Annotated in this window: 13 protein-coding genes; 6 read left to right on the forward strand and 7 right to left on the reverse strand. The window is 67.6% G+C overall.

The window, feature by feature from the left end; translation table 11 throughout:
* Positions 1 to 113 precede the first annotated feature (113 nt).
* Positions 114 to 1,400, forward strand: coding sequence for an ammonium transporter (locus E0E18_RS00090; RefSeq protein ID WP_066589299.1), 1,287 nt, complete (start codon positions 114 to 116; stop codon positions 1,398 to 1,400).
* A gap of 96 nt (positions 1,401 to 1,496) precedes the next feature.
* On the opposite strand, the gene E0E18_RS00095 is transcribed toward E0E18_RS00090, so the two are convergent.
* Entirely contained in the window at positions 1,497 to 2,978 is a 1,482-nt protein-coding gene (locus E0E18_RS00095) for a CitMHS family transporter (RefSeq protein ID WP_110481585.1), read from the reverse strand.
* Positions 2,979 to 3,132: 154 nt separating this feature from the next.
* Between E0E18_RS00095 and E0E18_RS00100 the strand changes: the two genes are divergently transcribed.
* From E0E18_RS00100 to E0E18_RS00110, 3 genes are all read left to right on the forward strand, one after another.
* A complete protein-coding gene (locus E0E18_RS00100; RefSeq protein WP_130839033.1) occupies positions 3,133 to 5,001 on the forward strand; it encodes a sensor histidine kinase in 1,869 nt (622 codons plus the stop codon).
* A complete protein-coding gene (locus tag E0E18_RS00105; RefSeq protein ID WP_237559557.1) occupies positions 5,001 to 5,708 on the forward strand; it encodes a response regulator in 708 nt (235 codons plus the stop codon). The genes E0E18_RS00100 and E0E18_RS00105 overlap by 1 nt, the downstream gene beginning before the upstream one ends.
* A 115-nt stretch (positions 5,709 to 5,823) precedes the next feature.
* Positions 5,824 to 6,519, forward strand: a complete 696-nt coding sequence (locus tag E0E18_RS00110; protein ID WP_130839034.1) for a hypothetical protein — start codon at positions 5,824 to 5,826, stop codon at positions 6,517 to 6,519.
* On the opposite strand, the gene E0E18_RS00115 is transcribed toward E0E18_RS00110, so the two are convergent.
* From E0E18_RS00115 to E0E18_RS13935, 6 genes are all read right to left on the reverse strand, one after another.
* Positions 6,504 to 7,844 carry an FAD-dependent oxidoreductase gene (locus E0E18_RS00115; protein WP_130839035.1) on the reverse strand — a complete coding sequence of 447 codons (1,341 nt, stop codon included), beginning with the start codon at positions 7,842 to 7,844 and terminating at the stop codon, positions 6,504 to 6,506. The two genes, E0E18_RS00110 and E0E18_RS00115, sit on opposite strands and share 16 nt — an antisense overlap.
* The gene (locus E0E18_RS00120; RefSeq protein ID WP_066589279.1) at positions 7,844 to 9,016 is read right to left on the reverse strand and encodes a tyramine oxidase subunit B; all 1,173 of its coding nucleotides are present in this window, start codon (positions 9,014 to 9,016) and stop codon (positions 7,844 to 7,846) included. Before E0E18_RS00120 ends, E0E18_RS00115 begins: the two co-directional genes overlap by 1 nt.
* Positions 9,017 to 9,104: 88 nt before the next feature.
* Positions 9,105 to 9,695, reverse strand: coding sequence for a TetR/AcrR family transcriptional regulator (locus E0E18_RS00125; RefSeq protein WP_066589275.1), 591 nt, complete (start codon positions 9,693 to 9,695; stop codon positions 9,105 to 9,107).
* A 73-nt stretch (positions 9,696 to 9,768) separates the two neighbouring features.
* Positions 9,769 to 10,683 (reverse strand): 3-hydroxyacyl-CoA dehydrogenase, encoded by a 915-nt coding sequence (locus tag E0E18_RS00130; RefSeq protein ID WP_066589272.1) that lies wholly within the window; start codon positions 10,681 to 10,683, stop codon positions 9,769 to 9,771.
* A gap of 21 nt (positions 10,684 to 10,704) precedes the next feature.
* On the reverse strand, positions 10,705 to 11,607 hold the full coding sequence (locus tag E0E18_RS00135) for an NADP-dependent oxidoreductase (RefSeq protein WP_130839036.1): 903 nt from the start codon (positions 11,605 to 11,607) through the stop codon (positions 10,705 to 10,707).
* Between the two features lie 57 nt (positions 11,608 to 11,664).
* The gene (locus E0E18_RS13935; protein ID WP_066589266.1) at positions 11,665 to 11,931 is read right to left on the reverse strand and encodes a hypothetical protein; all 267 of its coding nucleotides are present in this window, start codon (positions 11,929 to 11,931) and stop codon (positions 11,665 to 11,667) included.
* A 137-nt stretch (positions 11,932 to 12,068) separates the two neighbouring features.
* Between E0E18_RS13935 and E0E18_RS00145 the strand changes: the two genes are divergently transcribed.
* Together E0E18_RS00145 and E0E18_RS00150 are read left to right on the forward strand one after the other, a co-directional pair.
* Complete coding sequence (locus E0E18_RS00145) at positions 12,069 to 12,794, forward strand: hypothetical protein (protein ID WP_130839037.1); 726 nt, start codon at positions 12,069 to 12,071, stop codon at positions 12,792 to 12,794.
* A gap of 17 nt (positions 12,795 to 12,811) precedes the next feature.
* A complete protein-coding gene (locus E0E18_RS00150; protein WP_130839038.1) occupies positions 12,812 to 13,783 on the forward strand; it encodes a D-isomer specific 2-hydroxyacid dehydrogenase family protein in 972 nt (323 codons plus the stop codon).
* The last annotated feature ends 46 nt before the right edge of the window (positions 13,784 to 13,829 follow it).

The raw sequence follows: 13,829 nt of genomic DNA on the forward strand, positions 1-13,829 counted from the left end.
ATTTAACAGTAGTTACTTCGAGGAAACGCCGGGCGCGACGTCCCGAAATGAACGGCTTCTACCGTGACACATGAACGACAAAATGACGAATCAAGAATTTTCAAGGAGATGACATGGATGCAGCATCCGTCGCGTGGGTACTGACCGCGACCGCCCTCGTCCTGCTGATGTTCCCCGGAGTTGCCATGCTCTACGGCGGCATGCTCAACGGGCGGAGCGTCATCAACATGATGATGATGGTGATGAGCTCCCTGGCTGTGACGACTGTCGTGTACGTCATCGTCGGCCATGGTCTGGTGATGGGGGAATCCGTCGGAGGACACGGATTGATCGGTGCCCCGGGAGAATTCTCGTTCTTCAGTGACCTGGTCACCGACGACGGTGAAGGCACCACGATCAACGGGGCGTTCTTCATCCTCTTCGCCGCTATCTCCGTGGCCCTGGCGTCCTCGGGGGCCGCCGGGCGGATGAAGTTCGACGCCTGGATGGGCTTCGCCGCCATCTGGGTCCTCGTGGTCTACGGTCCGATCGCCCACTGGGTGTTCAACCCCGAAGGCTGGATGCGGGCGGACCTGCAGCTCCATGACTACGCGGGTGGTACGGCCGTCCACATGAACGCCGGTGCGGCCGGCCTGGCTCTCGCACTCTTCCTCGGACGACGGAACTTCACCAAGAAGGAGAAGCCGCACAACCTGCCGCTGATGCTCATCGGTGTCGGCATGATCGCCATGGGCTGGCTCGGGTTCAACGGCGGCACTGCCGGTGCCGCGGACTTCCTCGCCCAGTACGTGGTCCTGACCACGATCCTGGCGCTGGCGGGAGGAATGCTCGGCTTCATCATCATGCAGCGCATCATCGACGGCGCCTACACGCTGCTGGGACTGGGTACCGGTGCCATCGCCGGCATGGTGGCGATCACCCCGGTCGCGGACGCCGTGAACCCGACCGTCGCGATCATCGTCGGGATGCTCGGTGCCGCGGGTGCCTTCGGCGCCATCAAACTGGCACACCGCTTCGGAGTCGACGACTCCGCCGACGTCTTCGCCGTCCACGGTGTGGCCGGCATGGTCGGCGCGATGATCGTCGTCTTCCTCGGGGACCCGGAGGCACCGGCCGAACACGCCGGAATCTTCTTCGGCGGCGGCTGGGACATGCTGTGGAGGGAACCGGTGGCCATCATCGTCACGGTCGGCTACAGCTTCTGCGCCACCTACGTCATCGCCTGGCTGATGAACAAGGTGCACCCGATCCGCATCACCGCCCGCGACGAGAGCGTCGGCATTGACGCCGCCGTCCACGATGAAGCCGCCTACGACCGGTACAACCTCGACCAGAACGAGGCGGACAGTGACTTCGCGGACAGTGAGATCACAGGAGAGGCGGACCGTCAGTTGAAGTGACTTCGCCCGCCGGACGGTGGCAGCCACCGGCCTCTCCCAGATTCAGGACCCCCGACGCGGAACTTGGCGCGACGGGGGTCCCGGGCGTTCTTCCGGCTATCCGGCGTGGAAGGGGACCACGCCGATGAGGATCGAGACGGCCAGCATCACCAGGGAAACGACGACCGCACGCCACAGGACCTTGCGGTGGTGTTCACCGAGGCCGACGTTGGCCAGGGAGACCAGGAGCAGGATCGCCGGGACCAGCGGGGACTGCATGTGCACCGGCTGGCCGGTGATCGATGCCTGGGCCATCTCGACCGGGGCGATACCGTAGTGGGACGCGGATTCGGCGAGCACCGGGAGCACACCGAAGTAGAAGGCGTCGTTGGACATGAAGAAGGTGAACGGCATCGACAGCAGCCCGGTGATCGGTGCGAGATATCCGCCGAGGGAGTCCGGGATCACCGTGGTGACCCATTCGGCCATGGCGTCGACCATGCCGGTGCCGTTGAGGACGCCGACGAGCGTCGCCGCGGCGAAGACCATTCCCGCGACGGCGACGATCGAGCTGGAGTGTGCCGTCATCTCGTGGGCCTGGTCCTTCACCCGCGGGAAGTTGACGACCAGGGCGACCGCGGCTCCGACCATGAACACGTAGGCCAGGGGGAAGATGTCGATGACCAGCAGCACCATCACCAGGGCAGTGAGCACCAGGTTGAACCAGATGAGCTTCGGACGCAGGGTGTCACGGTCAGGGTCGAGCATTGTGTCGGCCATGGAGGTGTGCTCGGACCCGTCGGCGACAGCTCCCGTGACAGCTCCGGTGTCAGTGCCGGTGACAGTGCCGGTTCCTGAACCTGCGCCGGTCGCGGGTACCGCCACCGGTGCGTCGATGCCGACGGTGCCGAGCCGTCGGCGTTCGGCCAGTCCCATCATCCATGCGAAGACGAGGCAGACGACCACTCCGGCGATGAGGGAGGGGATCATCGGGACGAAGACCTCGGAGGGGTCCAGTCCCAGTGCCGCCGCCGCCCGGACGGTGGGCCCGCCCCAGGGCAGGATGTTGACCGTACCGTTGATGAGGCCGGCGACACAGGTGAGGATCACCGGGTTCATTCCCAGACGCAGGTAGAGCGGGAGCATCGCCGAGGTGGTGATGATGAAGGTGGTGGAACCGTCACCGTCGAGGGAGACAGCTCCGGCGAGGACGGCGGTACCGAAGACGATCTTCGCGGGGTCGTTGCCGAGTACACGGGTGATGACCCGTATCAGCGGGTCGAAGAGCCCGACGTCGATCATGATCCCGAAGTACATGATCGCGAACATCAGAAGGGCCGCCGTCGGGGCCATGTCCTTGACGGCGTCGATGACCATGTCGCCGAGACCCAGGCCGGCGCCTCCGATGAGACCGAAGACTGTCGGTACGAGGATGAGGGCGAGCAGCGGGGTCATCCTGCCCGTCATGATCAGGGTCATGAACGTCAGGATCATGAGGAACCCGAGGGCGACGAGAATGCCGTCTGACGGGGTGTGGCTGAGATCGTAGCCGGCGTCCGCCGCGTCGGCGGCGAGCGTGAGAATGCCGCTGGTGGACACTGCTCCTCCTTGGTGTGTCGGTGGCAATGTACGCACTTTAAAGTGACCTCTGACACATGGAAGCACTTGAGCGCATTGCCCCCACTTCGTCCCGAAACCCGCATTGTGTGCATTGTGCTCACCGGCTGTGTCCGGGACCACGTACACTGCCTCTGTGCGATACTCCACCCGCGTACTGCTGCTGCAGCTGGCGACGGTTGTCGCGGTCGTGGCGGTGTGCGCCGGAGTGTTCTCCTGGATCACCTACGACCGGCTCCGTGACAGTGCCGCAGACAACGCCACATCCATCGCCCGCAGCATCGCCGCGGCGCCACAGGTCCGCGAGGCTGTCGCGGCGAGGACGGGACAGTCCGGCCGCTCCGACCCTGCCGATACCCCGTTGCAGGACTACGCCGCCGACGCGGCGGCCCGGACCGGAGCTCTCTTCGTCGTCGTCACCGATGCCCGGGGGATCCGGCTGGCCCACCCCGACCCGTCCCTGATCGGTGAGCGGGTCAGCACATCCCACGACGCCGCCCTGCGCGGTGAGGAAGTCACCGCCTGGGAATCAGGCACCCTGGGTACCTCGGTCCGCGCCAAGGTCCCCGTCTTCGCCCCGGGTACCGGACAGCCCGTGGGGGAGGTCAGTGTCGGATTCCGGCCGGCACACGTGTTCAGCGGTCTTCCGAAGCTTCTGGCAGCCGTCGGTGCCGCCGCCGCTGGGGCGGTCGTCCTCGGTCTCGCCGCGACGGTCCTGATGCGGCGCCGGTGGGAACATGTCACCCTGGGGCTCCAGCCCGAGGAGATGGCGGAACTCGTCCGCGCACAGGCTGCGGTGCTGGAGGGGGTCGACGACGGCGTCCTGTCCCTGGACAACGCTGCGGTGGTGCAGCTGGCCAACTCCAGGGCGGGGTCACTGCTGGGGGTGGAGGACGCCGTCGGCAGGAACTTCACTGACCTGGGACTTCCGGAGGACGCGGTCCGGGACCTTCTGGCCGGCCGTTCCCGCGACCAGGTGGTCGTGGGAGACAAGGTGCTCTACCTCGACGCCCACCCCGTGCACCGCCACGGACGACCGCTCGGCACCGTCATCGTGGTGCGCGACCGTACCGACCTGACCGCCCTGAGCCGGCGCCTCGGGACAGTCCGCGCCCTCGGCGGGGCCCTGCGGGTCCAGCGCCACGAGTTCGCCAACCGGATCCACGTCGCCGCCGGACTGCTGGACGCCGGCCGTGACGACGACGCCCGGGCCTTCCTCCGGGAGATGGAGCAGCGGGGGCCCGTCGACTTTCCCCTGGTGGACGCCGCACTGCTCGCGGAGCCGTTCCTCCAGTCCTTCCTCGGAGCAAAGTCGGTGGAGGCGGCCGAACGCGGCGTCACCCTGCGGGTGGGGCCGGACACCCTGGTCCTGGGCACGGTGGGACCGGTCAACGCGGTAGAGGACGTGGCGACCGTCCTGGGGAACCTGGTCGACAACGCGGTCGCCGCCGCGGCCGGAGGGGCCGCAGCCGGAGAGTACGCGGCCGGTGGGTACGCGGCGGTGAGCCGCCGGGAGCTGCCGGAGACACGCGGCGTCAGCTCCCGGGGTGAGGGGGCGCGCCGGGCGGTGGGCGGTCCCTGGGTCGAGGTCACCGCCCTGCAGGACGCCGACAGTCTGGTCCTCACCGTCGCCGATTCCGGGCCCGGTCTCGCCCCGGCGGCCGGTGGCGTACCTGTCAGAGCTACCGAGGCGGTCTCCGGTCCGGCACGGGGCGTGGCACCGGATTCACCGGATTCACCGGATCCACACGATTCCGCGGATCACACGGACACTCCGGTCGACCGGGTCCACGGCCACGGCATCGGGCTCACCCTGTCCCGTGATCTCGCGCGGCGCAGAAACGGTGAACTGTGGCTCATCGACCCGGGCGGGGACGGTACCGGGGCGGTGTTCGGGGTGCGGCTACCCGGGGTCTTCGCCACGGAGACGACCACAGAGACCACAGATGCCGTAGAGACCACAGTCACATTCAGGGACGACGCAGACGGAAGAGGGGAGCGGTAGTGGCGGCATCGGACAGGACCGGGACCGGGGGTACCTCACCCTCCCCGCGCGGACACGGGGTCCTGGTGGTCGACGACGATTTCCGGGTGGCGCAGATCCACGCCGACGTGGTCTCCGCGACACCCGGGTTCGTGGTGCGCGGGACCGCGCGGTCTGTGGCGGAGGCCCGGGGAATGATCAGCGACCGGCGTCCTGACCTGCTGCTCGCCGACGTTTTCCTGCCGGACGGCGACGGTGTCGAGCTCGTGCGGTCCAGCGGACTGGACGCCTTCGTCCTCACTGCGGCGGTGGAACCGGCGACAGTGCGACGGGCGCTGTCAGCAGGGGTCCACGCCTACCTCGTCAAGCCGTTCACCCGTCAGGAACTCACCGGACGGTTGGAACGCTACGCACGCTACCGCAGGATCGTCGACACCCCGCACCCCCTGTCACAGCGTGACATCGACCGGGCTGTGGCCAGTCTCCACGGCAGCACCCGTCCGGTGACCACGGCCGCTTCCGCCACCGAGAAGCTGCTGCTGGACGCCCTGGGGGACAGGGAACTGTCCGCCACCGAACTGGCGGAGCTCACCGGGGTGTCGCGGGCGACCGCGCAGCGGCGTCTCGCCGCTCTGGCCGGGCGGGGAATCGTGGGAGTGCACCTGCGCTACGGCCGGTCGGGGCGTCCTGAACATCTCTATGCGAGGTCCACCGGGTCAGGGTGGTGAATCACGGTAATCTTTGCGGTGCTGCACAGCTGACCCCCGAACTGTGGCACGGTGGAGGGGCGGAGTCGTCAGTTCAAGGCCCGCCTGTCATCCGTTTCCCACCGAGGAGAATGCCGTGCACCATCGAAAAGGTCGTCCAGTCCGTCTGTCCGCAGCCGCCTCCGTCGGCGCCCTCGGTGTGACTCTCGCACTGCTCACAGGATGCGACAGTGACGGTGCAGGGGTTGTCGGGGCGGACGGTAACGACGGGGACCACACCGACACCGCCCTGAGCACCTCCCTGACACAGGACGCACCGCAGCCGACGACCGGCAGTTCGTCCACCGGGGGGCCCGAGACAGGAACGGGAGCGGGCACAGGAGCGGAGGAGTCGGACGGGTCCCCGCACCCCACGTCCGGGGCCGCGGCACCGTCGACGACACAGACCGGGGACGCCCCGGCCCGGACGACTGTGTCCTACGGCAGCTACCAGGTGCCCCTCGGTGACGACACTCTTCTCTGTTCATTCGAACAGGACCCTGCCCAGGCCGGATACGCCTGGGCGTGTGAGGCACCGGTTCACGTGAACTGGCAGGCGACCGACGGCGGCGAAGCGAACTCCGTCGCCTACCGTCCGGGGGCGGACCCTGAGGTCTACGCCCTGCTCGGCAACTCCGGGATCTCCCCGCAGGACTCTCTCGCCGCGGGCACGGTGACCGGGGTCGGAGACCTGTACACCGTCGACACCACGGTCGCGGACACCGTGACCGTCACCGACATAGCCACGGGAGCCGTGGTCGACCTCACCGGCAACGGTTACACCCGGTCGTGAGACGACCGGGTGCGGGGGATCCCGTGGGACAGCTCAGAGGTGGGACCGGCAGGNGCGGGGGAGGGTCCGCGGTCGGTGGTGGGGTAGTCGAAGGCGGAGGGTCGCACCGCGGATTCGCCGGTCACGGCGAGCTCGGCGGCGATCCGGCCGTAGACCGGCGCGAACTTCATGCCGTTGCCGCTCATGCCGGTGGCCACGGTGAGTGTGCCGTCGAATCCGGGGACGAGGCCCAGGACCGGGGCGTGGTCGACGGTGAAACCGTCGTGGTGCAGGCTGATGCGGACCGGGGCGTCCAACATGCCGTTGAAGAAGGTGGAGGTGCGCTCGGAGAACACCCGGGTGATCTCCTCGGGGAGGACGCCGGTGCGCAGTTCCTCGAGACCGTCGGGGGTGTCGGCGTCCCCGGCGAAGTCCCCGTGGGAGATCTTCACGCTGTACCCGTCAAGGGTCGGGGCACCGTAGCAGTGCCAGATCTCCCCGTTGTCCCGGACGATGTCCCGCATGAAGATCGGGAGGTTCTGGGGCAGGAAACCGGTGATGTCGAGGGGAAGGTACCAGGTCAGGGGAATAGTCTGCACACTGATGTGGTGGGCGAGACCGGGGAAGAGGTCGGCCGCCCAGGAGCCGTTGGCGACGATCACCTTCGACGCGGTGACCACACCCCGGTCCGTCCGGACGACTGTCGCCCCTGCCGGACCGGCCCCCGGTTCGACCGAGAGCACCCGGGTGTTGTCCCAGAGCCGGGCACCGGCGTCCAGAGCGAACTGCTGGGCTAAGGCCACGGCGAGCTCGGGGCGGATTCCGCCTCCGGCCGGGTCGAGGATCGCCGTGTCCGCGGCGGCGCCGGGAGCGGACGGTGCGAAGACCGGGAACCGTTCCGCCAGGGCCGCGGAATCCAGTACCTCGTGGTCGAGGCCGAACTCCTCGATGACCTTCATCGTCTGCACCATGGTCGGGAAGTCGGCGGGGCCTACGGAGACGGCGCCGACGGGCAGGAAGATGTCGCGGCCGGAGCGGGCGTTCATCTCCAGCCACATTTCGCGGGCCCGCTGCACCAGCGGGATGTAGATTCCGCCTTCTTTGAGCGCGACGCGGAACAGTCGGGACTCCCCGGCGTAGGAGCCGCGGGTGTGCACCCGGGTGAAGCGCTCGATCCCGAGGACGGACGCCCCCGGTGCAATGTCGGTGAGCTGCCACAGTGCCATGGAGCCGATGGTTCCGCAGCCGACGACCACATAGTCGTAGTGGTTGCCGTAGTGGTTGCCGTAGTGGTTGCCGGGGTGGGCGTCGTGGCGGGTGGCGTCAGGTGTCGTCGGAGTGTTCATCACGCCATCTCCGGGGTGTCCCAGACGGGGAGGACGGTGCCGATGCCCTTCTCGCAGGCGTTGCGGTAGAGCACCGTGGCCCAGGCGACATCCTCGACAGGCATGCCGCCGACGGAGTAGATGACGATATCGTCCTCACTGAGCCGGCCGGGCGTGTCCCCGTTGATGATGTCGGCGATGTCACTCACCGCCCCCGGTTCCAGGACGCCGCGCTTCTCGAGTTCGAGGAACTTGTTTCCGATGATGCCCACTGTCTCGAAGGCGTCCTCACCGAACTCCTCATGCCAGCTCTCGTAGAGACTGCGGTTGTCCAGCACCAGACGGGCGGCGTCGGAGGCCAGCCATTCGTCGGGCATGTTCAGGCACGCCGGTGCAGAGACGAAGGCACCGGGGGAGAGCCACTCCGGATCGAGGACAGGGTAGTTGCCGGCCCCTGTGCCGGCGGTGGTGGTGTAGGCGATGACCTGGGAATCCCGGACCGCTTCCTCGGCGGTGTCGACGACCTCCACCGTGGTGAACTGGGGGAGGTTCCGGCGGACCCAGGTGACGAAACTGTCGATACCGGCCTGGCTGCGTCCCTTGATCTTCACGGTGTCGAGGGTGGGGACGCCGGCGGCGAACGCCTCCAGGGCGGTCCTGCCCATCACCCCGGGGCCCACGACTGCGGCGACGGTGGCCCCGGCCGGTGCGAGGTGCCGGGCGCCGACCCCGGACACTGCGCCGGTGCGGTAGGAGGACAGCAGGTTCGCGTTCATGATCGCCAGCGGTGCACCGGTGTCGGCGTCGTTGAGGACGAAGGTGTGTATGGAACGTGGAAGGCCGCTGCGCCGGTTGTCGATGTTGGACCCGTACCACTTCACGCCGGCGGTGTGGAACTCTCCTCCGAGGTACGCGGGCATGGCCATGAACCGACGGTCGGGGCCGTTCTTGGGCATCCGCTCATGGGGAGACTCATCGGGGAAGAGGATCTCGGACCCGTGGGAGTTGTGGTTGGCTCCGCCCATCCGGTAGTCGTCCCTGCCGAGCAGGGCGAACATCTTCTCCATGGTGGCCACGCAGCCGGGCATGTCCCTGACCCCGGCGGCGACCATGTCCGGTTCGGAGAAGTAGCGGGTGACGAGCCGGGTACCGGACTCTGCAGGTGGTGTCTGTGCTGGAATCGTTGCTGTCATGACCGGTAGTCAACCGGTCACGTGTTTCGGGGGCGTTGCGCTGCAGTATCGTCTTTGTACAGATGGAGAAAAAACGGGTATGTGCTGCTCAGAGGCCACGCAGTCGGGTGAAGAATGCCTCCAGGGTCGCCAGCATCCGCTCCGTCCGTCCCTCGGGAAGGTCGAACGCGGCGGTGATCTGGGTGCCCATCAGGATGGTGAGGAGCTCGTCGAGGGCAGCGGTGGTGTCTGTGTCGGGAGGGATCTCCCCGTCCTCCACCGCCTCGGTGAGACGCAGTCGGAGGAACTCGCGCCATGACCCGAAACTGCGGGAGAACAGGTCAGCCTCGTCCCCGTGGTTCAGTGCCCGCTGCCAGAAGGCCAGAGCCACCCGGGCCTCCGCCCGGCGGACGTCGTCGAGGGGCATGATCTCCTCGGCGAGGGTCCGCAGCCCGGCCATTCCACGTTCGGTGGTGGACAGGGCGGCACGGATGTCGGTCGCCTCGACGACGTACCGGTAGGCTTCCGTGATCACCGAGTCCTTGCCCGGAAAGTAGTACCGCAGCAGTCCGTTGGAGTAGCCGGTGACCTCGGCGATCCTCCGGGTGGTCACCGCGTCGATCCCCTCGTCGGCGATGAGCCGCCAGACTGACCCTATGATCTCGTGGCGTCTCAGGTCATGGTCGACTCTTTTCGGCATGACCCAGGATTCTAGCCGGGGCCGCCGTCGTGCTCAGGCCCGGGGACGTACCGGGCGGGTGAGCGCAGGGGGGTCAGTCCTCGTAGATGACCCAGTCCGGGTTCGGGCGGACGATACTGCCCTCGGAGTCGTACTCGTAGAAACCGAGACCGTCGCCGACACCCGTATGGCCCTTGTCGATGCCCCTGGACTTGAGCTCGTCACCGAACTTGCGCAGGGGAGAGCCTTCCGGCTGCCGGGCCTGGATGATGTTGTACGCCACATTGAAGCCGACGATGTCGTAGATCTCGAACGGGCCCCTCGGCGAACCGGTGGAGACCTTCCAGTCCTCGTCGATGACCGACGGGTTGGCGGCCTTCTCCACGTAGAGGTTGCCGGCCGCGTTCAGCCAGGGGATGAGCAGGCTGTTGAGGAGGTAGCCGGGAATCTCCTTGTGGATGGGGAACGCCTGGAGGTTGATCTCGCGGGCAAACTCCACGGTCCGGGTGAACACTGCGGGGTCGGTCTGGGCGGTGGCCATGACCTCACCGGTGTTGGACTTCCAGACCATGTTCGCGAAGTGGAGGGCCAGGAACCGGTCGGGATGGCCGGTTGAGTCGGCGAAGTCGGAGGGACGCAGTGAGGAGGAGTTGGTCAGCAGGATGGTGTGCTCCGGAACGGCGGCACCGACGCCGGCCCAGACGGTCTTCTTCAGCTCGAGGTTCTCCGGTACGGCTTCGATGACGACATCGGCGGCCTTCACTGCCTCGGAGAGGTCGGTGGAGCCGGTGATGCGGGCGATCGCGGCGTCGAACTTCTCGTCGGAGAAGTCGGAGAGGTCACGGCTGTAGTGGCCGCGCATCCACTCCCACCGGTCCGGGAGCTTGTCGAGGAACTCCTGCTTGATGTCGTACGCGACGACGTTCTTGCCCGCGTAGGCGGCCTGCATGACGATCTGGGAGCCGAGAACGCCGGTTCCGAGGACTGTCACATTCTGAATTTCACTCATGAGGCCCGAGCGTACGCCCGTTCAGAACCGGAGGACGGTCTTGCCCTTAGCATGTCCTGACTCCACCCGTGCGACCGCGTCGGCGGCCCTGTCGAACGGCAGAACGGCTGTGATCCGTGGGGCGAAAGTGCCGTCTGCGACGAGCCCCGCAAGCTCGCCGAACACCGCCCGGCTACGGCGCCTGGTCACCCCGCCGCCGACGGCAGGATCAGCTGTACTCCGCACAGGACCCGAGGTCAGGGTGAGTGCCTCTACGAGGACGCCCCCTCCGACGAGATCGACGACGGCGTCCACCGGTCCGGCGTCCCGCACCTCCACCGCCCAGTTTCCGGAGGAGGAGACGTGGGTGGCACCGAGTCCTTCGACGAACCGGCGCTTGTCCTCCCCCGCCACCCCCGTCACACGCAGGTCCATGGCGCGGGCGAGCTGGACCACGCAGTGCCCCACCCCGCCTCCTGCGCCGAGTACGAGGACGCGCCCCCCGGTCGACAGTCCGTCACGGCGCAGCTCGTTGAGGATGTCCCATGCGGTGCCGGCGGCGACCGGGATACACGCCGCCTCCTCGGGCGTGACTCCCTCCGGCAGAGGTGTGGCGCCCACGGCGTCGAGTAGGACCCTGCCCGCGAAAGCCCCGGTCCCGGCGGCCGTCGACCCGAACACGGTCATACCGTGCTCCAGGCCGGTCACCGGGTCGGCGGAGAGAACCGTTCCGGAGGCCTCGCGGCCCATCGCCATCGGGAAGTGGACCGGGAACCGGCCCCTGCGGGCCCCAGACCGGACCTTGATGTCCGCCGGATTGACGGAGGACGCCGTGGTGGATATCAGGACATGACCGTCGGGGACCGAGGCGGGGTCCGGGTCGGCGACGTCGAGGAAACCGGCGACTTCCGGGCCTCCGTACGACTCGAAACCGAAAATTCGCATGGGATCCAGGGTATCGCCGGTGCCGTCCGGGCGCGCGACGACGCAACCGGACCGGAGCTACCGGGCGGCGGGCTCCCCGGACGTGAGGGTGGTGCCGTCCACGGATTCACCGGTGGCACCCGTGGCACTGTCCGTCGCAGCGGCCGCCGCGGATTCGGTGGCGGAGGTGGTCGGCTGTCCTGCGCCCTTGTAGCCGGGGTCGGGGGAGACGGTGGTGATCTGGGAGGCGTCACTGTTCTTCTGGTGCGGCGGTGAGCATGCCGAGATACCCAGCGCCAGGATCACGGCGGCGGAAAGGGCGGCGGTACGGCTGATGCGGGTCATCTAACGTCTCCTGGTTCAGGGTGCTCGAGGTGCAGTTGTGGAACGTCACGTCACTTCGGTCCCATCCTAAATGCTCGGTACGCGGGAACGGAACGCGGATACCCGTTCGGGTGTGCGTCCCGCGTTACACTCGGGTAATGGCATCCCGAGACACAGGCCCGGACAAGGATCCGGGCGCAGACCAGTACACGGACCGGTACAGTGCCCCGGACGGTCCCCGCCCGCCCCAGTACCGGAGGGCAGGTACCGGCGGGACGGACGGTGCCACCGAGAGATTCGACCCACCGGACCAGCAGACCCGTCAGTTCACCCCGGAAGGCTACGGTGCGGGTTCCTACGGTGTCGTGCCGCCCGAGGGGGCCGGATACGACTACCCCGGTGGGGGTGAACCCCCGTACGGCCCGTCACAGGACAATCAACCGTTCGACCGGGAACCGTACAACGGACCCGGCTACGGCAGCCCCGACTACGGCCTTCCCCCGTACACCCCGGTGGAGGCGGACACTCCTCCGACCCGTCGGAGCAGTACCGGCAAAGTGTGGACCTCCGTCATCCTGCTGCTGGCCGCAGGCGTCGCACTGCTGTTCTTCATCCTGTGGATCAGCGACCGCGGGTCCGGTCCGACGGTGGAGACCACGGTCACCCGGACGGTCAGTCCTGAGGCCACACCGGGTCCGGCACCGTCGGACAGCAGTGACGAGCCCAGCCTGCAGCTTCCGACCGAGTTCCCCACCGAACTGCCGGACCTGTCCGAGCTGCCGACGAACCTGCCCTCACCGGAGGAACTCGACCGCCTGCGGTCGGAGTTTGATGACCGTGTCGACGGGCTCCTGAACGAGTTGAACGGTCTGACGGCGAACTGACGGGTACAACTGTCCACATGAGCAACCGTTCCGACGGCGGGAGCACGCCCGTCGACCGTCCACTGCAGGTGTACATCGGTACACACCCGCTTCCGCTGACCGCCGCCGCTCTCGAAGCGGAGGGCGCGGTCATCGTCGACGACATCGCGGACGCCGACGCCTTCATCTGTGTCGCCGTCCGCCCCGAGCGTTTCCCCGAGCTGCCGGACAGGGTGAAATGGGTACAGCTGTGCCAGGCCGGGATCGAAGGGTTCATCGGGGCCGGTCTGGTCACCGCAGGGCCCGCGGGCGACCGGCGCTGGTCGAACGCCTCGGGCGTGTACGGACGGCAGGTCGCGGAAGCTGCTGTGGGGCTGCTGTTGTCCGTCATCCACATGCACGTACGAATCGCACGGGCCGCGAGCTGGAAGGTGTGGCGGGACGTGGACGCCGGGACCCGATGGCTCGGGGGATCCACGGTCGTCATCGTCGGTGCCGGCGGCATCGGACGCCACCTGATCGACATGCTCACGCCTTTCGGTGCGGAGACTGTCGCGGTGAACCATTCCGGACGCCCCGTCGACGGAGCGGTCCAGACTCTGCCGTTCTCCCGTCTCGATGAGGCTCTCCCGCTGGCGGACCATGTCATTCTGTCTGCGCCCCTGACACCTGAGACCCGGGGGCTGATCAATGCCCGGACCCTGGCACTGTGCCGTCCCGGTGTGACCCTGGTCAATGTCGCGCGCGGTCCGGTGGTGGTCACCGATGATCTCGTGGACGCCCTGCGGTCGGGGCAGGTCTCCGGTGCAGGACTCGATGTCACCGATCCTGAGCCTCTCCCGGACGGACATCCGTTGTGGACCATGGACAATGTCACCGTGACCACCCACTCGGCGAACACGGTGTCGTCGATGGACGCTCAGCTGGTCGGGCCGACCGTGGAGAACTACCGGCGTCTCCTGCGGGGGGAGAGGATGCTGACGGAATTCGAGCCCGGTTCCACCTACTGAGGTCACGTTGACCGGGGGTGGTGAATGTCCGGCACAGCGGTGGCAG

It is taken from the genome of Corynebacterium neomassiliense (genome assembly GCF_900626215.1).
GTDB classification, from domain to species: domain Bacteria; phylum Actinomycetota; class Actinomycetes; order Mycobacteriales; family Mycobacteriaceae; genus Corynebacterium; species Corynebacterium neomassiliense.

Coding starts and splice junctions, on each gene's coding strand:
- E0E18_RS00120 (WP_066589279.1), bottom strand. CDS start 9,016: ATGACAGCAACGATTCCAGCACAGACACCACCTGCAGAGTCCGGTACC.
- E0E18_RS00150 (WP_130839038.1), top strand. CDS start 12,812: ATGAGCAACCGTTCCGACGGCGGGAGCACGCCCGTCGACCGTCCACTG.
- E0E18_RS13935 (WP_066589266.1), bottom strand. CDS start 11,931: ATGACCCGCATCAGCCGTACCGCCGCCCTTTCCGCCGCCGTGATCCTG.
- E0E18_RS00145 (WP_130839037.1), top strand. CDS start 12,069: ATGGCATCCCGAGACACAGGCCCGGACAAGGATCCGGGCGCAGACCAG.
- E0E18_RS00125 (WP_066589275.1), bottom strand. CDS start 9,695: ATGCCGAAAAGAGTCGACCATGACCTGAGACGCCACGAGATCATAGGG.
- E0E18_RS00090 (WP_066589299.1), top strand. CDS start 114: ATGGATGCAGCATCCGTCGCGTGGGTACTGACCGCGACCGCCCTCGTC.
- E0E18_RS00130 (WP_066589272.1), bottom strand. CDS start 10,683: ATGAGTGAAATTCAGAATGTGACAGTCCTCGGAACCGGCGTTCTCGGC.
- E0E18_RS00135 (WP_130839036.1), bottom strand. CDS start 11,607: ATGCGAATTTTCGGTTTCGAGTCGTACGGAGGCCCGGAAGTCGCCGGT.